This is a genomic window from Stagnimonas sp. FW305-C-60 (assembly GCF_058782965.1).
This window is the reverse complement of sequence record NZ_JBYSYF010000005.1, coordinates 54,153-73,777: the sequence shown is the minus strand read 5'-3', so window position 1 is coordinate 73,777 and position 19,625 is coordinate 54,153. Positions and strand designations below refer to the sequence as shown.

At 67.2% G+C, this 19,625-nt stretch carries 18 protein-coding genes; 15 read left to right on the top strand and 3 right to left on the bottom strand.

Features of this window, described 5'->3' with window-relative positions:
• Positions 1-57 precede the first annotated feature (57 nt).
• The 7 genes from pyrG to ispF all read left to right on the top strand — a co-directional run bounded on the left by pyrG (position 58) and on the right by ispF (position 6,110).
• Positions 58-1,713, top strand: coding sequence for a CTP synthase (gene pyrG, locus AC3WT6_RS14245; RefSeq protein WP_492654265.1), 1,656 nt, complete (start codon positions 58-60; stop codon positions 1,711-1,713).
• A 9-nt stretch (positions 1,714-1,722) separates the two neighbouring features.
• The gene (kdsA, locus tag AC3WT6_RS14240) at positions 1,723-2,556 is read left to right on the top strand and encodes a 3-deoxy-8-phosphooctulonate synthase (RefSeq protein WP_492654264.1); all 834 of its coding nucleotides are present in this window, start codon (positions 1,723-1,725) and stop codon (positions 2,554-2,556) included.
• 93 nt (positions 2,557-2,649) lie between these two features.
• Positions 2,650-3,045, top strand: a complete 396-nt coding sequence (locus tag AC3WT6_RS14235; RefSeq protein WP_492654263.1) for a pilin — start codon at positions 2,650-2,652, stop codon at positions 3,043-3,045.
• Positions 3,046-3,277: 232 nt separating this feature from the next.
• Positions 3,278-4,591: a phosphopyruvate hydratase gene (gene eno / locus AC3WT6_RS14230; RefSeq protein WP_492654262.1), complete on the top strand. Its 1,314-nt coding sequence runs from the start codon at positions 3,278-3,280 to the stop codon at positions 4,589-4,591.
• A gap of 27 nt (positions 4,592-4,618) precedes the next feature.
• Positions 4,619-4,900: a cell division protein FtsB gene (gene ftsB, locus AC3WT6_RS14225; protein ID WP_492654261.1), complete on the top strand. Its 282-nt coding sequence runs from the start codon at positions 4,619-4,621 to the stop codon at positions 4,898-4,900.
• The gene (gene ispD, locus AC3WT6_RS14220) at positions 4,897-5,625 is read left to right on the top strand and encodes a 2-C-methyl-D-erythritol 4-phosphate cytidylyltransferase (RefSeq protein WP_492654260.1); all 729 of its coding nucleotides are present in this window, start codon (positions 4,897-4,899) and stop codon (positions 5,623-5,625) included. Before ftsB ends, ispD begins: the two co-directional genes overlap by 4 nt.
• Complete coding sequence (gene ispF, locus AC3WT6_RS14215; RefSeq protein WP_492654259.1) at positions 5,622-6,110, top strand: 2-C-methyl-D-erythritol 2,4-cyclodiphosphate synthase; 489 nt, start codon at positions 5,622-5,624, stop codon at positions 6,108-6,110. Before ispD ends, ispF begins: the two co-directional genes overlap by 4 nt.
• A gap of 12 nt (positions 6,111-6,122) precedes the next feature.
• On the opposite strand, the gene AC3WT6_RS14210 is transcribed toward ispF, so the two are convergent.
• The 3 genes from AC3WT6_RS14210 to AC3WT6_RS14200 form a co-directional block, all read right to left on the bottom strand.
• Positions 6,123-8,864: a neutral/alkaline non-lysosomal ceramidase N-terminal domain-containing protein gene (locus tag AC3WT6_RS14210; protein WP_492654258.1), complete on the bottom strand. Its 2,742-nt coding sequence runs from the start codon at positions 8,862-8,864 to the stop codon at positions 6,123-6,125.
• Entirely contained in the window at positions 8,861-11,419 is a 2,559-nt protein-coding gene (locus tag AC3WT6_RS14205; protein WP_492654257.1) for a hypothetical protein, read from the bottom strand. The genes AC3WT6_RS14210 and AC3WT6_RS14205 overlap by 4 nt, the downstream gene beginning before the upstream one ends.
• Before the next feature lie 192 nt (positions 11,420-11,611).
• A complete protein-coding gene (locus AC3WT6_RS14200) occupies positions 11,612-12,157 on the bottom strand; it encodes a Smr/MutS family protein (protein ID WP_492654256.1) in 546 nt (181 codons plus the stop codon).
• 90 nt (positions 12,158-12,247) lie between these two features.
• Between AC3WT6_RS14200 and surE the strand changes: the two genes are divergently transcribed.
• From surE to thrC, 8 genes are all read left to right on the top strand, one after another.
• On the top strand, positions 12,248-13,000 hold the full coding sequence (gene surE / locus AC3WT6_RS14195; protein ID WP_492654255.1) for a 5'/3'-nucleotidase SurE: 753 nt from the start codon (positions 12,248-12,250) through the stop codon (positions 12,998-13,000).
• Positions 13,000-13,683, top strand: coding sequence for a protein-L-isoaspartate(D-aspartate) O-methyltransferase (locus AC3WT6_RS14190; protein ID WP_492654254.1), 684 nt, complete (start codon positions 13,000-13,002; stop codon positions 13,681-13,683). Before surE ends, AC3WT6_RS14190 begins: the two co-directional genes overlap by 1 nt.
• Positions 13,683-14,276 carry a DedA family protein gene (locus tag AC3WT6_RS14185; RefSeq protein ID WP_492654253.1) on the top strand — a complete coding sequence of 198 codons (594 nt, stop codon included), beginning with the start codon at positions 13,683-13,685 and terminating at the stop codon, positions 14,274-14,276. The genes AC3WT6_RS14190 and AC3WT6_RS14185 overlap by 1 nt, the downstream gene beginning before the upstream one ends.
• Positions 14,277-14,294: 18 nt before the next feature.
• Positions 14,295-15,146 carry a peptidoglycan DD-metalloendopeptidase family protein gene (locus AC3WT6_RS14180; RefSeq protein WP_492654252.1) on the top strand — a complete coding sequence of 284 codons (852 nt, stop codon included), beginning with the start codon at positions 14,295-14,297 and terminating at the stop codon, positions 15,144-15,146.
• Positions 15,147-15,284: 138 nt separating this feature from the next.
• Positions 15,285-16,511, top strand: a complete 1,227-nt coding sequence (gene alaC / locus AC3WT6_RS14175; RefSeq protein WP_492654251.1) for an alanine transaminase — start codon at positions 15,285-15,287, stop codon at positions 16,509-16,511.
• A gap of 72 nt (positions 16,512-16,583) precedes the next feature.
• Positions 16,584-17,900 (top strand): homoserine dehydrogenase, encoded by a 1,317-nt coding sequence (locus AC3WT6_RS14170; protein WP_492654250.1) that lies wholly within the window; start codon positions 16,584-16,586, stop codon positions 17,898-17,900.
• The gene (locus AC3WT6_RS14165) at positions 17,900-18,511 is read left to right on the top strand and encodes a GNAT family N-acetyltransferase (protein WP_492654249.1); all 612 of its coding nucleotides are present in this window, start codon (positions 17,900-17,902) and stop codon (positions 18,509-18,511) included. The genes AC3WT6_RS14170 and AC3WT6_RS14165 overlap by 1 nt, the downstream gene beginning before the upstream one ends.
• A 4-nt stretch (positions 18,512-18,515) precedes the next feature.
• Entirely contained in the window at positions 18,516-19,619 is a 1,104-nt protein-coding gene (gene thrC, locus AC3WT6_RS14160; protein WP_492654248.1) for a threonine synthase, read from the top strand.
• Positions 19,620-19,625 lie beyond the last annotated feature (6 nt).

Sequence of the window (19,625 nt, the reverse complement as noted above, 5' to 3'; positions counted from 1 at the left end):
GTCGGTGCCCCGCTGCCGTAAAATGGGGGATTAGACGAACGGGATACTCAAGACCTCATGCCGGACCATCAGACTCGCTATATCTTCGTCACTGGCGGTGTGGTTTCGGCCCTCGGCAAGGGCATCGCCGCCGCCTCCCTGGGTGCGATCCTGGAATCGCGTGGACTCAAGGTCCACATGATCAAGCTCGATCCCTACATCAACGTCGATGCCGGCACCATGTCGCCGTTCCAGCATGGCGAGGTATTCGTCACCGAGGACGGCGCCGAGACCGACCTCGACCTGGGGCATTACGAGCGCTACCTGCGCGCCAAGACCAGCAAGAACAGCAACGTCACCACCGGCCAGATCTACCGCAACGTGCTCGACAAGGAGCGTCGCGGCGACTATCTGGGCAAGACCGTGCAGGTGATCCCGCACATCACCGACGAGATCCAGACCGCGATCAAGCGCGGCGGCGCCGGCTGCGACATCTGCCTGGTGGAGATCGGCGGCACGGTCGGTGACATCGAGGGCCTGCCGTTTCTGGAGTCGATCCGCCAGATGCAGGTCGAGTTGGGCCGCAAGCACACCATGTTCATGCATCTCACCCTGGTGCCCTACATCAAGGCCGCCGGCGAGATGAAGACCAAGCCGACCCAGCACAGCGTCAAGGAGCTGCGCACGATTGGCATCCAGCCCGACGTGCTGCTCTGCCGCACCGACCGCGCGCTGCCGGAGAGCGAGCGTCGCAAGATCGCGATGTTCACCAATGTGCCGATCCGCGCGGTGATCTCGGCGGTGGATCTCGACGACATCTACAAGATTCCGGGCTGGCTGCACCAGCAGGGCCTGGACGAGCTGGTGATCGAGCACTTCGGGCTTACCGACTGCCACAAGGCCGATCTGCGCGAGTGGGACGATCTGGTCGAGAAGCGCCTGGCTGCCGATACCGAGGTGACGGTGGCCATGGTCGGCAAGTACGTCGATCTCGCCGACGCCTACAAGAGCCTCAACGAGGCGCTGATCCATGCCGGTCTGCACACCGGCACCAAGGTCAAGATCCGCTACATCGACTCCGAACAGGTCGAGAGCCAGGGCGCGCGGGTGCTGCAGGGCGCCGACGCCATCCTGGTGCCGGGCGGCTTCGGCGAGCGCGGGGTCGAGGGCAAGATCATCGCCGCCCGCCACGCCCGTGAGAACCAGATTCCCTACCTGGGCATCTGCCTGGGCATGCAGGTGGCCTGCATCGAGTACGCGCGCAATGTGGTTGGCCTGAAGGACGCGCACTCCACCGAGTTTTCGCCCAAGTCGGCGAATCCGGTGATCGCCATGATCACCGAGTGGAAGGACGCTTCCGGCAAGGTCGAGAAGCGCTCGGCCAAGTCCGACAAGGGCGGCACCATGCGACTCGGTGCGCAGGCCTGCAAGCTCAAGGCCGGCAGCAAGTCACGCGAGCTCTACAACGCCGAGGTGATCCACGAGCGTCACCGGCACCGCTACGAGTTCAACAACAACTACCGCGAACCGCTGGCCGCCAAGGGCATGCAGTTTGCCGGCGTGTCGGAAAACGAGGAGCTGGTGGAGATCATCGAGCTGCCCGACCACCCGTTCTTCATCGCCGTGCAGTTTCACCCGGAGTTCACCTCCACGCCGCGGGAAGGTCATCCGCTGTTCAAGGGCTTTGTCAGCGTCGCCCGCGAGCACCACCTTGCTCATCAGGCCAAGGCCTAAGGACTAACCATGAAACTCTGCGGCCGCGAAATCGGTATCGACCAGCCCCTGTTCCTGATTGCCGGCCCGGATACCCTGGAATCCCAACAGCTGGCGCTGGATGTCGCCGGCTACATCAAGCCGATCGCCGAGAAGCTGGGCATCCTGTACATCTTCAAGGGCAGCTTCGACAAGGCCAACCGCAGCAGCCACAAGAGCTACCGCGGCCCGGGCCTGGAAGGCGGCCTGAAGATCATGGAAGAGGTCAAGCGCCAGATCGGCGTGCCGGTGCTCACCGACGTGCACGAAGACACTCCGTTGGCCGAGGTGGCCAGCGTGATCGACGTGATCCAGACCCCGGCCTTCCTGTGCCGGCAGACCAATTTCATGCAGAACGTGGCCAAGACCGGCCGGCCGATCAACGTCAAGAAAGGCCAGTTCATGTCGCCCTGGGAAATGGGCAATGTGATCGAGAAGATGAAGGCGGTGGCGCCGCATCAGTTCATGCTCTGCGAGCGTGGCTTCAGCTTCGGCTACAACAATCTGGTGGCCGACATGCGCGGCCTGGCGATCATGCGTCAGTACGCCCCGGTGGTGTTCGACGGCACCCACACCGTGCAGCTGCCGGGCGGGCAGGGCACCGCCAGCGGCGGTATGCGCGAGATGATCCCGGTGCTGGCGCGCGCGGCGGTCGGTGCCGGCATTTCCGGCCTGTTCATGGAAACCCATCCCGACCCGGATTCCGCGCTCTGCGACGGCCCCAATTCCCTGCCGCTGGCCAAGATCGCGGAGCTGCTGGAGACCCTGGTCGAGCTGGACAGTGTGGTCAAGAAGCGGCCCTTGCTGGAAACCGCACTGGCCTGAGGCCTAGGCCGTTCGGCTGACAACAGCTGTCAGGTCCGCGCGTTACACTCCCCGCAGCCGAACCGTCCTGGTGTCGGCAGGAGGAGAACTATGATGAAAGGCGCGAAGTACGCCCGTCCCCCGCTGCGCTTTCTGGCCGCGGTTCCGCTCCTGGTTCTGGTCGCCTGCAGCGGCCAGAAGAAGGCCGAGCACATCAAGATCGCCACTGAGTCGGCCACCCGCCTGCAAGAAGGCGTGGTCGAGTTCGCCACCAGCCAGCAGCGCTGGCCTTCGAAGATCGAAGACCTGAAGGTCGGTGGCGATCCCCTGCCCGGGGTGACCTATGGCGTCAGCGAAGGCGGCATGATCAGCATCTGGTTCCGCGAGGGCTCGTCGCTGCCCGGTGCGGTGCTGCGCTACACGCCGCGCCAGGATGCCAGCGGCAATGTGACCTGGAGCTGCACCAGCGAGGCGCTGGACAGCGCCCTGAAGCCGGCCGGCTGCGCCTAAGCAATACGCGGGGTTCGCCACTGGCTCGGGTGGCCTGGGGCTGGTTCGGGCTCAGGCCGAGTTCGCCTGTCCGGCGTTCAAGCCATCTTGGGCCTGGTGCCTGCCACCGCCGAAGTTTGCGGCAGGACGCGCCTGTTGCTGGCCGCGGCGATGCCAGGCGGAGCAACTGGCCCTAAAATGCGCGCCACTCACAGACCTTTCCCACCCACACCTGAAGCCAGCGCCAGACACTATGTCCAAGATCGCCAAAGTTACCGCCCTCGAAATCATTGACTCCCGTGGCAACCCGACCATCGAAGCGGTGGTGGAGCTGGAGTCTGGCGCGATCGGGCGGGCGGCTTCGCCCTCGGGTGCCTCGACCGGCAGCCGCGAGGCGGTGGAACTGCGTGATGGCGCGCCCAAGGGCAAGACCAAGTCGCGCACCAGCCCTCGTTACGGCGGCAAGGGCGTGCTGCAGGCGGTGAAGAACGTCGAGACCGAGATCGCCAAGAAGGTGGTCGGCATGGAAGGGCAGGAGCAGGCCCTGGTCGATGCCGCGATGTGCGCGCTCGACGGCACCGAGAACAAGGCCCGCCTGGGCGCCAACGCCATCCTGGCGGTGTCGCTGGCCAACGCCAAGGCCGCCGCCGACGAAAACTACCTGCCGCTGTTCCGCCACCTGGGCGGCATCAGCAGCGTCACCCTGCCGGTGCCGATGATGAACGTCATCAACGGCGGCGCCCATGCCGACAACAATGTCGACATCCAGGAATTCATGATCCTGCCGGTGGGCGCGCCGAGCTTCTCGGAAGCGCTGCGCTGGGGTGCCGAGACCTTCCACAGCCTCAAGGCAGTGCTCAAGGGCCGCAAGCTCAACACCGCGGTCGGCGACGAGGGTGGCTTCGCCCCCGACCTCGCCAGCAATGTCGCGGCGCTGGACTGCCTCTTGGAAGCCATCGAGAAGGCCGGCTTCAAGCCGGGCAAGGACATCTACCTGGGCCTCGACGTCGCCTCCTCGGAATTCTTCGAGAAGGGCAAGTACGTGCTGCACGGTGAGGGCAAGAGCTTTACTCCCGAGCAGTTCGGCGATTTCCTGGCCGGCATCGTCGCCAACTACCCGGTGATCTCCATCGAGGACGGCATGGCCGAGGGCGACTGGAAGGGCTGGAAGTACTTGAGCGACAAGCTCGGCAAGAAGGTGCAGCTGGTCGGCGACGACCTGTTCGTCACCAACACCAAGATCCTCAAGGAAGGCATCGCCAAGGGCATCGCCAACTCCATCCTGATCAAGCCCAACCAGATCGGCACCCTCACCGAGACTTTGCAGGCGATCCAGATGGCGACCGATGCCGGCTATTCGAGCGTGGTCAGCCATCGCTCCGGCGAGACCGAGGACGCCACCATCGCCGACATCGCGGTGGGCACCAATGCCACCCAGATCAAGACCGGCTCTCTGTGTCGCAGCGACCGCATGGCCAAGTACAACCAGCTGCTGCGCATCGAGAAGATCCTCGGCAGCCAGGCGCGCTACCCCGGCGCCGGCGCCTTCCCGGTGAAGATTGGCTAAGCCAGGCACGCACTCCCGGAGTCAGTCGTGCCACGTCGTCTGATGACCTGGCTGCTGCTGGCTCTGGTGCTGGTGTTGCAGTACCGGCTCTGGCTCGGCGATGGCGGCTATGCCGACAAGCGCCGGCTGGCGGCGCAGGTGGAGGCGCAGCGCGTCGAGGTCGAACGCCTGCGTGCCCGCAACGCGGCGCTGCAAGCCGAAGTCGATGACCTCAAAGCCGGCGTGGCGGCGGTCGAAGCCCGTGCCCGCGCCGATCTCGGCATGATCCTGCCCGGCGAAACCTTCTACCTGATGACTCCCAAACCGTGAGCGGTTCCAGCTCCCCGCGCGTCGCCTGCCGCTACTGGGCGGTGGTGCCGGCCGCCGGCGGCGGCACCCGCATGGGCCTCAACCGGCCCAAGCAGTACCTGCCGCTGCGTGGCCGCAGCCTCCTGGAATGGAGTCTGCAACCGCTGCTGGAGGCCGGCTGGATCGACGGCATCGTGGTGGTGCTGGCCAAGAGCGACAACGAGTTCGCCGGTCTGGCGCTCGCCGGTCATCCCAAGATCGTGGTCACCACCGGTGGCGCCGCGCGTGCCGACTCGGTGCTGGCCGGCCTCGCCACCGTTGCCAGCCGTGCCGCCGCCTTCGAGGACGTCCGCGTGCTGGTGCACGATGCCGCGCGTCCCTGTCTGGACGCTTCGGCGCTGGAGCGCCTGCGTGAGGAATGCGGTGAGCCGCACGGCGGCCTGCTGGCCTTGCCCTGTACCGACACGCTCAAGCGTGCCAAGGGCAGCAAGGTGGTGGAGACCGTTGACCGCGCCTTCTACTGGCGGGCACAGACGCCGCAGCTGTTCCCGCTCAGGCTGCTGAGCGCGGCCTTGCAGGAGTGCCGCGCGCGCGATCTGGAAGTGACCGACGAGGCCAGTGCGATGGAACGCGCCGGCTACAAGCCGCGGCTGGTCCGCGGCCACGAGAGCAATCTGAAAGTGACCTATCCCGAAGACCTGCCGCTGGCCGAGTTCTGGCTGTCGCGGCGAGAGCGCCACCCATGAGCAGCCTGCCTATCCGCATCGGTCATGGCTTCGATGCCCATCGCATCGAAGCGGGGGAAGGCGTCAGCCTGGGCGGCGTATTCATCGCCTGCGACTGGCGGATCATTGCCCACTCCGACGGCGATGTGCTGATCCATGCGCTCTGCGATGCCCTGCTGGGCGCCATCGCCGGCGGCGACATCGGCAAGCTGTTTCCCGACAACGATCCGCAGTTCAAGGGCATCGACAGCCGGAAACTGCTGGCGGTGGTGATGGAGCGCGTGCGTGCCGCCGGCTACGCACCGGCAAACGCCGACCTGACCCTGATCGCCGAGGTGCCGCGCGTTGCCAAGCATGTGCCGGCGATGCGCGAGGCCCTGGGCGCGGTGATGGGGCTGGGGCTGGACGCCATCAACGTCAAGGCCACCACCAACGAGACCATGGGCCACATCGGCCGCCGCGAGGGCATCGCAGCCCACGCGGTGGTGCTGCTGGCGAAGGTTTAGTCCGAACCTGCCCTAGTCGCTGGGCTCCGGCGTGCGATTGCCCCAGCGGTCCTCGCCGCTGGCGCTGTCGGCTCCGGCGGCGGGCAGACGCACCCGATAGCGGGCGTAGACCCGACCCTCAATCTCTTCAATCTCCGGCTGGCTGGCCACCGCTACCCGCTTGCCGGACTGGAAGCGCACCCGGCCCTGGCGCACCGGCGCCGGCTGATCGGCGTCGCCTTCCGGCTCGATGTTCCGATAGTTGTCCGGCACCGGGGTGTAGGCCAGCGTGGCGCTCAGCCAGTCGCCTTCGCGCCGCAGGTCTTCCACCAGCAAATTGCCGGCTTCGGAAACGGTGAACGGTTCAGAGCTGAATTCGTAGGGCGCCTGCACCGGCAACTGCTGCGCGAGCCCGCGGACGTGGAAGCGGTACTCGCCGACCGGAAAATCCTTTGTCGGCTCGAAGCGGACGTTCCAGCCGTGCTGGCCATTGGTCATCAGATACTCCAGCCAGAACTCGTAGTAGGGCTGCAGCACCCGGCCGTCGCTGCGCCGCATCGGCTGCCAGTTCTCGCCGACCTTTTCTTCCAGGGTCACCACCGGCAGGTCGATCACCGGATCACCGCCCTCGAAGCGCAGATGGTTGCTGCCGAAGCGCGCAATGCTCGCCGGCTGCACCAGCACGCTGCCCGGAGCCAGCGAAGGCAAGGCCGGCGGCGGCAGGGACGGCAAGAGCGAGAAGTAGTTGACCTGGAACTCGTCCGGCGGCGGCTCGCTGTGGTTCTTGAGCGCATTTAGCAGAGCCACGGTGCGGTCCAGGATCAGGCCGCCCTGCTTCCAGCCCCAGAAGGTGGTGGTGCCCTCGGTGCCGCCCAGGTCCCAATCGGCCTTCAGATCAGGGAGGATGTAGCCGACGTGGTCCTGCGAATAACCCCAGATGAAGCTGTGCTCGCGTGGGAACGGGCTGGCTTCCAGTAACCGTAGTCCCTGCTCGGTCAGTGGCTCGCCCGGTTGCAGGATCAGCACCGCGTCGCCGATCTGGGCGACGCCCAGGCGGGTGTCCTGGGGCACGAAGGCATCGTTCTCGGCGACGCCGTTGTCGAGCAGGTCCTCCGGCCCGGAAGGTGTGGCCGGCAGGCACAGCGGCAACGGCGCCAGGGCGTTGCACTGCACGGCGCCGAATGGGTAGGGGTATTCGTCGGGCGCGTAGCCGAGCTTGTCTAGGCTGAGGATGACGCGCTGGCTGAGCAGCCGGAGTTCCGGCGCGCGGTTGAAGTTGTCGATCTTGCGCCAGAGGTCGAGGACTTGTGGCGCGATCAGCTCGCCGAAGCGTTCGATGCGCTGGCGCGTGGGGTCGCCGTCGGCGCGCGGACTGACATCGCCGGTCGCGGCCTGGATCAGCATGGTCACCACCGGCGTCTCGAAGCGCGCCTGCACACTGCGCTCCAGGCCGGCCAGGCAATCGCCGGAGAAGTACAGGTTCTCGATGTCGAACATGATGCCGTGCGCGGCGTAGTTGACCATCACCGCCAGCGGGCGCACCGGCGCTCCCCGGGCGTCGACCTCATCGATACGAAACACGCCGATGCGCCGGCGCAGCAGCGTCTGTTCGGCGACCCGCTCCTCGCTGTAGGGCTCGCGGGACCGGCGGAAGGAATTCAGGTAGCGGTCCTCGCCGCGGCCCTGTTCCAGACCTTCGGTGAAGCCGAAGCGCGCCGGCACCCGGTTGGCGAGCGCCTGCACCACGACATCGCTGACGCTGTGCACCATCTGCTCGAAGAGATCGGGGTGATAGACATCGAGCGCCGCCCAGAAGTACTTGATCGAGAGGTTGCCGATCGCGCCGGGACCATCGTGGGTATGGGTGGCCGACATGATCAGGCCGTCGCCGAGATCGATGCCGGTACGCGCCTTCACCTCGGCGGCGACGCCAACCACCAGCTCGTCGAGCATGCCGACGGTGTCGGTCTTCACCAGCACCAGGGTCTTGCCGTCGCGGCTGAGCGCGATGGCCTTGGTCATCAGTGAGTCGTAATAGCCGCGCGAAGACGGCGAGATGGTCGAGTAGGGCGAACGGCGCAGCTCGTTGGGCGGCACGACATTGAGGCCGCCACCCTCGCTGATCGCCGGGATGAAACCAAGCAGAGCCTGGAAGAAGGGCAGCGGATTGCCCCCCGCCAGCTCCTCCAGCTGCGGCGCGTACTCGCCGCCTAGCGGCGGCCGCAGATAGCCGCCCAGGGGCACGCCCACCGGCACCCGCAGTGCACCTTCGGCGGCGCCGGCGCAGAACAGTCCGGGCGCCGGTTGCGCGCAGTCGCTGACCAGATCGTCGTTGACGATCAGGCCCTGGGCGCTGGCGCCGCGGAGATTGCTGCCGCTGGCCTCGCTGACCGCTAGCGCGAACCGCTCGTCATGTTCCGGGCGTGCGTCGTCGATCAGCGGCACGACGACGTAGGCGCGGCGTTCTCCGGCCGCAATGCTCAGGCTGCCGGCGGTTTCCTGATAGTCCTCGCCGGCCTGGGCTTCCCCGTCGCGGGTTTGGTAGCGGACCTGCACTGGCCGGTCGCTGGTTCGGCTCAGCCGTAGTTCGAAGCGCAGGGCCGCCGCGCCGGATTCGCCTTCGCGGATCGGCGGGCCGGCCAGCACTTCCAGGTCCGGCAGAGCGGGATCGCCGATGACCCCGTCGCCGGCGCCCGGTTCCGGACGCGAGGAGTTGCCACAGGCGGCCAGCAGCAAGCCGGCCGCGATGGCCAGCGCGATGCTTCGGCGCGTCATGGCTCGAACTTGCGGGTGGCGCAGGGCTTGCCGCCGCAGGTGTCCACCACCGCGCCATTGGGGCGGAAGAAGGCGTCCTTCTGCTGGCGGCTGGCGGCGGTGGAGCGCGGGTATTCGTGCGGGTCGGCGCCGTAGCCCAGCTCCGGTCTTGGGGGCGTGTTGGTGACCGGCGGTGGGGCGACGCCGGAGAGCTTCTCGCCGCTGTCGTCGGCGTCGTTGCGCGGCGTGCCATCGGCGCGCAGGGTGGGGCCGGAGTCCCAGACCACCAGGGCATTGCCGACATGCGGATTGCTGAGGCAGGGAATCGCGTAATAGGGCTCGTCGTCCGGGTGACGGCGATTGAGGTCCAGCGGGTCCAGGCCGATGGCGGCGTTCACCAGGTCATAGACCCCGCGGCCACGCTGCGGACTGCTGCCGCGCGCCACCGCCGGGCAGTGCACCCCCGCGCCGATGGTGCGGGCCATCACTTCCGCGGTGGTCATGGTCACCTGGTGATCTCCGAAGGCCGGATGCAGCAGCGCCCGCTTCGGCGTGGCGCCGGGCAGGTTCTTGCCGGCGGCCAGACTCCAGGCATAGCCGTTGTTCTCGGCGCGGTCCCAGAGCATCTGGATCAGCGACAGCACGAACTGCTGGTCCAGGCTGGCCTGGTAGCTGGCGTAGAAGAAGGTGGCGTAGAGGTCGAAATCGACGCTGCGCGACAACAGGGTCGAGTAGTTCATGCCCGGCACACCCAGCACGCCGGCCTTGATATCCGGGCTCACCGCCAGCAAGGCGCCGCCGATGATGCCGCCCTGGGAATTGCCGTCGTAGTAAAGCTCGCTGCGGTCGAGCAGGCATTGATCGCCGACCTTGAAGGCGTCGAGTTTGCAGAAGCCATCCGGGTGCAGCACCGCCCGGCCCAGATAGCTGAAGTTGATCAGGCTCTGCTGCACACGGTCGGTAAGCGTGGTGAAGTTGCTCATGTCGATCAGCAGCGTCAGCACGTTCAGTACATCGCCCAGCGGCGGGTCGTAATAGACGGTGTCGATGGGCTGGGTGGGGTCGAAGTTGTGGCTGGCCATGCCGATCCAGTCGGTGGAGCAATAGACCATGCCGACTTCCTGGATGATGGCGCCGACCTGGCCGCTGCCCTCGCTCTGCGAACCCAGCAGGCCGTGGCCGTAGAGCGCCGGCCGCTGCGGGACGCCCTTGGTCGCGGTCGCCGGATCCTGCGCGCCATCGAAGGCGCGGCGCGGGATGCGGCAGAGGAAGTCGAAGGTCTGCGTGCCCTTGATCGGGTTGCGGTCGGGCAGGCCGTCGCCGTAGAGGCTGCCATTGCCCGGCGCGTAGTAGAAGCGCGAGCCGGCGGGGCCGTTGGGGATGTTCAGATAGCTCGGCACGGTGATCACGCCGCGCACCTCGCGGGCGATGTTCGCGTCGCCGACGCGGTCGCTGACCGTGATGTCGGAGATGGTCGGTGCCTCGCCCTGGACGATGCCATCGGCCGGGGTGTCGTCGCCCAGCGCCGCCAGTGCATCGTCGCGGATGTGCAGCGCCCGCTCGGTGAGGTTGCGCTCGCTGGCAACCGTGAAGTCCCAGGTGAGGAACAGCTCGCTGCGCGGGATGCCGGCCTTGCCCAGGCTGGTGAACAAGTCCTCGAAGTGCGCGCGCCGGCCTTCGACCATCGGCAGGCTGCTGCTGTGATTGTCGCGGTAGATGCGGAACGCCGCGGGCGCCTCGATGGCGGCGCCGTCAGTGTCCTTGAGGTTGCGCAGCACCACGATGTAGCGGTGGCCGGGGGTGAAGTTCTTGGCTGGACGGATGATCAGCGCCGGGCCCGGGTCGACCAGCGGGTTGCTGATTGCTGGCAGTTGCCCGCAGTAGCCGCGCAGGGTGTTGGCCAGGGTTTCGACGCTGTCGACGCCCGGCAAGCCGACTTCACCCAGCAGACTGCCCAGGGTGGCGACGATACCCAGCGTGTCGCAGCCCTCGAACTTGGTGATGTTGGCGTCCATCTCTGCCCAGATCAGCTGGCGCTCGCCGGTGTCGGCGTCGATCACCTCAATCGGCGCGTCATGCGCATAGCTCTTGGCGATGTCGGTGAGCGGCACCGCGCCGGTCTTGCCGAGATCCAGGCCGGGAATTCGAATCAGGATGGCCTGGCCCGGCGAGAAGCCGTCGTTGCGATTCCAGTCGCTGGGGTCCAGCGGCTTGGCCAGCACGTTGCTGGGCATCGACAGCGGGTTGAGGTTGATCCGCAGGCCGGTGTCGGTGCTGCTGTCCGTCGTGGTGAACCAGTTGTTCGGCCAGGGGAACATGCAGTACTCGCGATTGAGGAAATCGCAGCGGTCGAAGCTCAGCAGGTCTTGCAGCACGCTGCTGTCCAGGCTCGCGGCCGGCGGTGGCGGACTGTTGTCCACCGGCGCCGGCGGGGCGGGGATCACCGGATCACCGCTGCCTGGATTGCCACTGCCTGTGGGCTTGCTGCTTTCGCCGCAGGCAGACAGTGCGAATGCGGCCAGGGCCACGGCGAGGGCACCGGCGACCTGCGCCGGGCGTAGACGAAACTGCGACATAACCACTCCTCCGAATGGTCGAGGCCACCGTCTTGGCGGCAGCCTTCTGGTGCTGATGGTGTGCTCCGCAGACAGCGAGGTCGGCGGAGGCGTTCTGCATTCAACTTACAAGTTTGTAAGCTGAACAACTGTGCAGCTTGCGGGCGCGCCAAGTCAAGGCGGCAGGGTGTGGATGCCTGTGGCGCTTGGGCGCTAGGCGGCGCCGTTGGCGCGCAGCAGCACGTACACCGCGCCGGTGCCGCCATCGCAGGCGCGCGCCGAGCAAAACGCCAGCACGTCGCGGCGCTTGCGCAGCCAGCCGTCGAGGTAGCGCTTGATCACCGGCCCGCTGTTGGGGGAGCCATTGCCCTTGCCGTGGACGATGCGCACGCAGCGGTAGGCCTGGTCTTGGCAGTGGGCGAGGAACAGGGCGACCTCGCTGCGGGCACCGTCGCGGTTGAGACCGTGCAGGTCGAGCTCCGACTGGATGCGAAACTGGCCGCGGCGTAGCTTGCGCCAGACGCTGTCCTGGATGCCCTGAGCGCGGTAGGCGAGGGTGTCGCCGCTCTCGAAGTCTTCCGGGTGTAGCGGGTCTTGAAGCATCTCGACCAGAACCGCGCGCTCGTCCAGTTCCTGCTGGCGCGGGTGCGGTGGCGGCAGGGGTTTCAGCGCAGGGGGCAGGCGGTCGGAGGGCGGCAGCCGCACCAGGCCGGGCAGGGCCGCCAGCAAATCGACCGGGCTGTCATCGTCGCGCGTCATCGGCGGCGCTCGCTGCGAGGGGTGGCGATACAATACCGCCTTCCCACAGACCTCAAGTAAACGCACGCGGTTGAACACCGCGGCGGGCCGATGAAAATTCTTGTTTCCAACGACGATGGCTGCACCGCGCTCGGGCTGCGTGTGCTCGCTGCCAAGCTGGCCGAGCAGCACGCGGTGCAGGTCGTGGCGCCGGATCGCAATCGCAGCGGCGCCTCCAACTCGCTGACCATCCTGCATCCGCTGCGGCCGCAGCGGCACGACCACGGGGAAATCCCCGGCTGGTGCGTCGACGGTACCCCCACCGACTGCGTGCATTTGGCGCTCACCGGCCTGTTGGACGAGGTGCCCGACATGGTGGTCTCGGGCATCAATGCCGGCGCCAACCTCGGCGACGACACCCTGTACTCGGGCACCGTCGCCGCCGCCATGGAAGGCCGCCGGCTGGCGGCGGCGGCGATCGCGGTCTCCTGCGTGGCCCATGCGCCGCACCACTACGCCACCGCTGCGCGGGTGACGGTGGAGCTGATCGAGCGCCTGCAGCGGGTGCCGCTGCCGCGCGACACCATCCTCAACGTCAATGTGCCGGACATCCCCTACGAAGAGCTGCAGGGGATCGAAGTGACACGCCTGGGGCATCGCTATACCGCCGAGTCGGCGATCCGCAGCGCCGATCCGCGCGGCAAGACCATCTGGTGGGTGGGTGCCGCCGGTCCGGAGGAAGACTGCGGTCCCGGCACCGACTTCCACGCCGTCAACAACCGCAAGGTTTCGATCACGCCGCTGCTGGTGGATCTCACCAAGCACAGCGCGTTGGACAGCCTCCGCGGCTGGCTCGCGGCCTGATGCGCGAGAGCCACAGCCATGCCCAGGGCCGTGGGCTGACCTCGCCCGGCAGCCGCGCCAAACTGGTCGAGGAGTTGCGCGGCCTGGGCGTCAAGGATGAACGGGTACTGGCCGCCATCGGCAAGCTGCCGCGCCACGAATTCGTCGATCCGGCGTTCCAGGCCCAGGCCTACAAGGCCGATCTGACATTGCCGATCGGCCACGCCCAGACGCTGTCGCAGGCGCGGGTGGTGGCGGTGATGACCGAGGCCCTGCTGGCCGGCAAGCCCAGCGGCAAGTTTGGCCGGGTGCTGGAGATCGGCACCGGCTCCGGCTACCAGACCGCGGTGCTGGCCAGCCTCTGCGACACCGTATTCACCGTCGAGCGCATCAAGGCCCTGAGCGAGACCGCGCGCCGGCGATTGGCGGCGATGGGCATCAAGAACGTGCATTTCGGCTACGCCGATGGCACCGATGGCTGGGCCAGCTTCGCGCCCTACGACGGCATCCTGGTCACCGCCGGCGCCGAGGCGCTGTCGCCGACCCTGGTCGAGCAGCTGGCGCCGGGCGGACGTCTGGTTGTGCCGGTGGGGCCTTCCGGGCGGCAGCTGCTCAAGCTGATCAGCCGCGATGCCGCCGGCAAGACCCAGGTGCAGGACGTGGCCACGGTCAGTTTCGTTCCCCTATTGCCCGGTAAGCAGTGATGGCTGGATTCGCCGAGTGGGTGCAGTCCGTGGTCCAGCATCTGGGCTACACCGAAATCTTCTTCCTGATGGCGCTGGAGTCCAGCCTGTTTCCGGTGCCCTCGGAGCTGGTGATGATCCCCGCCGGCTTCCGCGCCGCGCAGGGCGATCTCAATCCCTGGCTGGCGACGCTCACCGGCGGCTTGGGCTCGCTGCTCGGCGCCTCCGCCAACTATGCGCTGGGCCGCTATGTGGGCCGTGCGGTTCTGCTGCGCTATGGCAAGTGGTTTCTGATCAACGAGGCCAAGTACCACGAGGCGGAGGCCTTGTTTCTGAAGAACGCCCGGCTGGCCACCTTCGTCGGCCGTTTCATTCCGGTGATCCGGCACCTGATCTCGCTGCCGGCCGGCGTGTTCGGCATGGGGCTGCTGCCGTTCGCGCTGCTGACCACGCTGGGCGCGACGCTCTGGTGCGGAGTGTTGGTGACGCTGGGCTATTACCTGGGCGAGCCGACCATCCGCCTGGTGGCCGAGTACAGCCATCTGTTCGGCTATGCCGCGGTGGCGCTGACGGCGCTGTTCGGCCTGTGGTTCCTGCTCCGCCCACGCCCTTGAACCCGGAGGTTGATCGCCATGTCGTCGCCGCGTCTCGTCTTGGTCCTCGCCCCCGCCCTGCTGCTGGCCGCCTGCGGTTACGGTTGGAAGGAAGAGCCCCGCATCTACCCGCCCTCGGCCGCCAATGGCGTGCGCGGGCAGGGCCCAGGCGCAGGGATTTCGGCTGCTGACTACCTGGTGCAGCCGGGCGACACCCTGTACGCCATTGGCTTCAAGAATCAGCTCGACTGGAAGGATCTGGCGGCCTGGAACGGCATTGCCGGCCCTGACTACCTGATCCGTGCTGGCCAGGGCCTGCGGCTGACCGCACCGGCGGCACCGCTGGGCAGCGAGGTGGTCGAGACCCGGCCGTTGGCGCCGACCGCGCTGCCACCGGCACCGCAGCCGGCGGGGCCCAAGCCGATTGCGGCGACCGGACCCGCGCCTGTGCCGGCCGCCACGCTGCCGGCGGTAGCCAGCCTGCCAGCGCCGGTCGTGAGCCTGCCGCCTGCAAGCAGCTCTGGTCTGCGCTGGTCCTGGCCTACCAACGGCGCGGTACTGCGCGGCTACAGCCTGGCAGCCGGCGCCAAGGGCGTCGACATCGGCGGCGACATCGGCCAGCCAGTGACCGCCACCGCCGCCGGCAAGGTGGTCTACAGCGGCAGCGCGCTCAAGGGCTATGGCGAGTTGGTGATCGTCAAGCACGACGACACCTATCTCTCCGCCTACGGCTACAACCAGCGGCGCCTGGTGAAGGAGGGCGACGAGGTGCGTGCCGGCCAGACCATCGCCGAGTTGGGCATCGGCCCCGAGCAGAAGCCCGCGCTGCACTTCGAGATCCGCGAGCACGGCAAGCCAGTGGACCCCTTGCGCTTCCTTCCTGCGCGCTGACGGCCAGCTCAAGTCCGCAATTTTGTTGCAGCGCGTAGCGACTGGGAGTCTAATTGCGCGCCGCCGCGCCCGCGGCGGTCGCCGCCCAGGCGGCATTGCAGCCCACTACCACGAGGACAGACCCCTGTTGCGTTCACGATGAACACCAATTTCCCGCGCATCCAGCGCTTGCCGCCCTACGTCTTCAACATCGTCGGTGATATGAAGAAGGCGGCCCGAGCTCGCGGGGACGATGTCATCGATTTCAGCATGGGCAACCCCGACCAACCGACGCCGAAGCACATCGTCGACAAGCTGGTGGAAGCCTCGGTGCGCGGCACCGAGAGCGACTACGTCAAGCCGGAAGTCCACGACGAGGACGGCACCCATACCCATCGCTATAGCGTCAGCAAGGGCATTCCGCGCCTGCGCCGGGCGATGGCCAACTGGTACAAGAACCGTTACGCCGTCGATCTCAACCCCGAGACCGAGGTGATCGCCACCATCGGCTCCAAGGAAGGTCTCGCGCACCTGGCCTTCGCCACGCTGGCGCCGGGTGATGTGGTGATGTGCCCGAATCCGGCCTACCCGATCCACCCCTATGGCGTGGTGCTGGCCGGCGCCGACGTGCGCCATGTGAAGATGACGCCCGACGTCGACTTCTTCGAGGAGCTGGTTAAGGCCATCAAGGACAGCTGGCCGAAGCCGAAGATGCTGATCCTCAACTTCCCGGGCAATCCGACCACGCAGTGCGTGGAGCTGGACTTCTTCGAGAAGGCGGTGGCGATCTGCAAGGAACACGAGATGTGGCTGATCCACGATCTCGCCTATGCCGACATCGTTTTCGACGGCTACAAGGCGCCGAGCGTGATGCAGGTGCCGGGTGCCAAGGACGTGGCGGTGGAATTCTTCACGCTCTCGAAGAGCTACAACATGCCGGGCTGGCGGGTCGGCTTCATGGTCGGCAACCCGATCCTGGTGGCGGCGCTGGCGCGCATCAAGAGCTATCTCGACTACGGCATGTTCACGCCGATCCAGGTCGCCGCGATCGCCGCGCTGGAAGGCCCGCAGGACTGCGTCGCCGAGATCTGCGAGATGTACCGGCTGCGCCGCGATGTGCTCTGCGAAGGCCTCAACGCCGCCGGCTGGAAGGTCGAAAAGCCGAAGGCGACGATGTTCGTCTGGGCCGAGATTCCGGAGAAATACAGGGCGCTGGGTTCCATCGAGTTCTCCAAGCTGCTGCTGGAGCAGGCCCATGTCGCGGTCAGCCCGGGCATCGGCTTTGGCCACGAGGGCGACACCCATGTGCGCTTCGCCCTGATCGAGAACGAGCACCGGACCCGGCAGGCCATCCGCAACATCAAGAAATTCCTGCGTGAGGCGTGAGGCGCTAGGGGCGAGGCCTTGCCAGCCTCGCCTCACTCCTCACTCCTCACGCTTCACGTCGAGAGTGAAGCAGTGAGCAATAGTCCGGTAAGAGTCGGCCTGATCGGCCTGGGCACCGTCGGCCAGGGTGTGGTCCGCGTCCTCAAGAACAACGCCGAGGAGATCGCCCGTCGGGTCGGTCGCCCGGTGCTGATTACCCATGCCAGCGCCCGCGATCTGGGACGCAAGCGCGAGATCGACCTCAACGGCATCACCGTGGTCAGCGATGCCATGAGCGTGGCGCGCGAGGCCGACATCGATGTGCTGGTGGAGGTGATCGGCGGGCAGGGTGTCGCCAAGGACGCGATCCTGGCGGCACTGGCTCGTGGCAAGCCGGTAGTTACCGCCAACAAGGCGCTGCTGGCCGAGAACGGCAATGCCATCTTCGCCGCCGCCGCCAAGGCTGGTGTGCCGGTAGCCTTCGAGGCAAGCGTCGCCGGTGGCATTCCGATCATCAAGGCGATCCGCGAGGGCCTGGCCGGCAACCGCATCGATGGCCTCGCCGGCATCATCAACGGCACCTGCAACTACATCCTCAGCCAGATGACGGTGAAGGGGCAGAGTTTTGCCGATGCGCTCGCCGACGCGCAGAAGCTGGGCTATGCCGAGGCCGATCCGACCTTCGACGTCGAGGGCGTGGACGCCGCTCACAAGCTCAGCATCCTGGCCAGCATCGCCTTCGGCATGCCGCTGTCGTTCCCGGCAGTGGCCTGCGAGGGCATCACCAAGGTCACCGCGCAGGACATCCAGATCGCCCAGACGCTGGGCTATCGCATAAAGCTGCTGGGCATCGCCAAGCGCGCCGCGGCTGGCGTCGAACTGCGCGTGCATCCGACGCTGATCCCCGATGACCAGTTGCTGGCGAAGGTCGATGGCGTGCTGAACTCGGTGCTGGTGCAGGGCAATGCCGTCGGCCAGGTGGGTTTCTACGGCCGTGGCGCCGGTGGCGACGCCACCGCCAGCGCGGTGGTGGCCGATCTGGTCGACGTCGCGCGCGGCCTGGGCGCGGAGGCGCACCGCCATGTGCCGGCGCTGGCCTTCCAGCCGGGAGCGGTGCAGGTGCTGAACCTGCTGCCGATCAGTGCCATCGAGTCCTGCTACTACCTGCGCCTGCGGGTGGCCGATGAACCGGGCGTGCTCAAGGGACTCACCGGTATCCTCGCCGAGCATGACATCAGCATCGAGGCGATCCTGCAGAAGGAGCCGCGCGGCGACGAAGACGCCACGGTGGCGCTGATCACCGACCGCGTCGCCGAGCAGCGCTTCAACGACGCGCTGGCGGCGATCGAGGCCTTGCCCTTCGTGCGCGAGGGCGCGGCCCGGATCCGCGTCGAACACTTCAAGGACTGATGCTCGCGCCAGTGACTCTGGAAGGCCGCCATGTGCGGCTGGAGCCGCTGTTGGCCGGGCACCATGCCGCTCTGTGCGAGGCCGGCAGCGATCCGGCGACCTTCCGCTGGTTTCCCAGCGCGGTGGCCGGACAGCAGGGCATGCGCGACTACATCGAGAGCGGTCTCACCGATCTGGCCGCCGGTCGTGCGCTGCCGTTCGTGATCCGCGATGTGGCCGACGACCGCATCGTCGGCGCCACCCGTTTCGCTGCCTTCGACCCAGCACACAAACGCGCCGAGATCGGCTGGACCTGGCTCCAGGCCTCGGCGCGTCGCACACCGGTCAATACCGAGTGCAAGCGGCTGCTGCTGGCGCATGGGTTCGAACGGCTCGGACTCAATCGCATCGAGTTCAAGACCGACTCCCGCAACGCCGCCTCGCGCGCCGCGCTAGTCCGCATCGGCGCCACCGAAGAAGGTACTTTCCGCAACCACATGCTGATGCCCGACGGCTCGATCCGGCACTCGGTGTGGTTCAGCATCATCCGCGAGGAATGGCCACGGGTGCGCACGCACCTCGACGTCCTACTGGCGCAACCCTTTCATCCCGCCGCACCCGTACAGGTCTGATCCCATGCACTACACCGGTCTCGTCAATCGCTACCGCTCGCGTCTGCCCTTCGCTCCCGAAGTGAAGGCGGTGACTCTCAACGAGGGCAACACGCCGCTGATCGAGCTGGTGAACATCCCCAAGCGGGCCGGCTTCGAGGGGCGCATTCTGGTCAAGTTCGAGGGCCTCAACCCCACGGGCTCGTTCAAGGACCGCGGCATGACCGCCGCCGTCACGCAGGCGGTGCACGAGGGCAGCAAGGCGATCATCTGCGCCTCCACCGGCAACACCAGCGCGGCGGCGGCGGCCTATGCGGCGCGCGCCGGCATCACCGCCTTCGTGCTGATTCCGGACGGCAAGATCGCGCTCGGCAAGCTCGCCCAGGCGGTGGTGCATGGGGCGGTAGTGGTGCAGATCCAGGGCAATTTCGACGACGGTATGCGGCTGGTGAAGGAGGTCGCGCAGACCACGCCGGTGGCGATCGTCAACAGCATCAATCCCTATCGCCTGCAGGGCCAGAAGACCGCCGCCTTCGAGATCATCGAGGCCCTGGGCCGCGCTCCCGACTACCACTGTCTGCCGGTGGGCAACGCCGGCAACATCAGCGCCTACTGGATGGGCTACAAGGAAGCGACCGGCCAGCGCGCCACCGCCAGCATGGGCGGCTATTCGCTGGAGGCCTTCAGCAACAATCTGCCGAAGATGGCCGGCTACCAGGCCGCTGGCGCCGCGCCCTTCCTGCGCGGCGGCCGCGTCGCCAATCCCGAGACCGTCGCCACCGCCATCCGCATCGGCGATCCGCAGTCCTGGGATCACGCCTGGGCGGCGCAGAAGGAGTCCGGCGGCTGGTTCGACGAGTGCACCGACGCCGAGATCCTCGCCACCCAGCGCCTGCTCGCCGAGCAGGAAGGCGTCTGGTGCGAGCCGGCCTCGGCGGCCTCGCTGTGCGGCGCGCTGCGCGACATCAAGAGCGGCAAGATCGCCCAGGGCGCCACCGTGGTCTGCACGCTGACCGGCAATGGTCTCAAGGACCCGGACATCGTCATCCAGGCTGGCCTCAAGGGCCTGGTGCAGGTGGCGGCGGAGCGCGGCGCGGTCGAGCAGGCCATCGTTTCGCAGCTGCGCTGAACGGCT

What these genes read in the sequence shown, in the direction of transcription:
- AC3WT6_RS14205 (WP_492654257.1), bottom strand. Translation starts at nt 11,419, where the DNA reads ATGTCGCAGTTTCGTCTACGCCCGGCGCAGGTCGCCGGTGCCCTCGCC.
- AC3WT6_RS14185 (WP_492654253.1), top strand. Translation starts at nt 13,683, where the DNA reads ATGGCTGGATTCGCCGAGTGGGTGCAGTCCGTGGTCCAGCATCTGGGC.
- AC3WT6_RS14235 (WP_492654263.1), top strand. Translation starts at nt 2,650, where the DNA reads ATGAAAGGCGCGAAGTACGCCCGTCCCCCGCTGCGCTTTCTGGCCGCG.
- AC3WT6_RS14190 (WP_492654254.1), top strand. Translation starts at nt 13,000, where the DNA reads ATGCGCGAGAGCCACAGCCATGCCCAGGGCCGTGGGCTGACCTCGCCC.
- pyrG (WP_492654265.1), top strand. Translation starts at nt 58, where the DNA reads ATGCCGGACCATCAGACTCGCTATATCTTCGTCACTGGCGGTGTGGTT.
- AC3WT6_RS14180 (WP_492654252.1), top strand. Translation starts at nt 14,295, where the DNA reads ATGTCGTCGCCGCGTCTCGTCTTGGTCCTCGCCCCCGCCCTGCTGCTG.
- eno (WP_492654262.1), top strand. Translation starts at nt 3,278, where the DNA reads ATGTCCAAGATCGCCAAAGTTACCGCCCTCGAAATCATTGACTCCCGT.
- ispF (WP_492654259.1), top strand. Translation starts at nt 5,622, where the DNA reads ATGAGCAGCCTGCCTATCCGCATCGGTCATGGCTTCGATGCCCATCGC.
- AC3WT6_RS14165 (WP_492654249.1), top strand. Translation starts at nt 17,900, where the DNA reads ATGCTCGCGCCAGTGACTCTGGAAGGCCGCCATGTGCGGCTGGAGCCG.
- alaC (WP_492654251.1), top strand. Translation starts at nt 15,285, where the DNA reads ATGAACACCAATTTCCCGCGCATCCAGCGCTTGCCGCCCTACGTCTTC.
- AC3WT6_RS14200 (WP_492654256.1), bottom strand. Translation starts at nt 12,157, where the DNA reads ATGACGCGCGACGATGACAGCCCGGTCGATTTGCTGGCGGCCCTGCCC.
- AC3WT6_RS14210 (WP_492654258.1), bottom strand. Translation starts at nt 8,864, where the DNA reads ATGACGCGCCGAAGCATCGCGCTGGCCATCGCGGCCGGCTTGCTGCTG.
- kdsA (WP_492654264.1), top strand. Translation starts at nt 1,723, where the DNA reads ATGAAACTCTGCGGCCGCGAAATCGGTATCGACCAGCCCCTGTTCCTG.
- surE (WP_492654255.1), top strand. Translation starts at nt 12,248, where the DNA reads ATGAAAATTCTTGTTTCCAACGACGATGGCTGCACCGCGCTCGGGCTG.
- thrC (WP_492654248.1), top strand. Translation starts at nt 18,516, where the DNA reads ATGCACTACACCGGTCTCGTCAATCGCTACCGCTCGCGTCTGCCCTTC.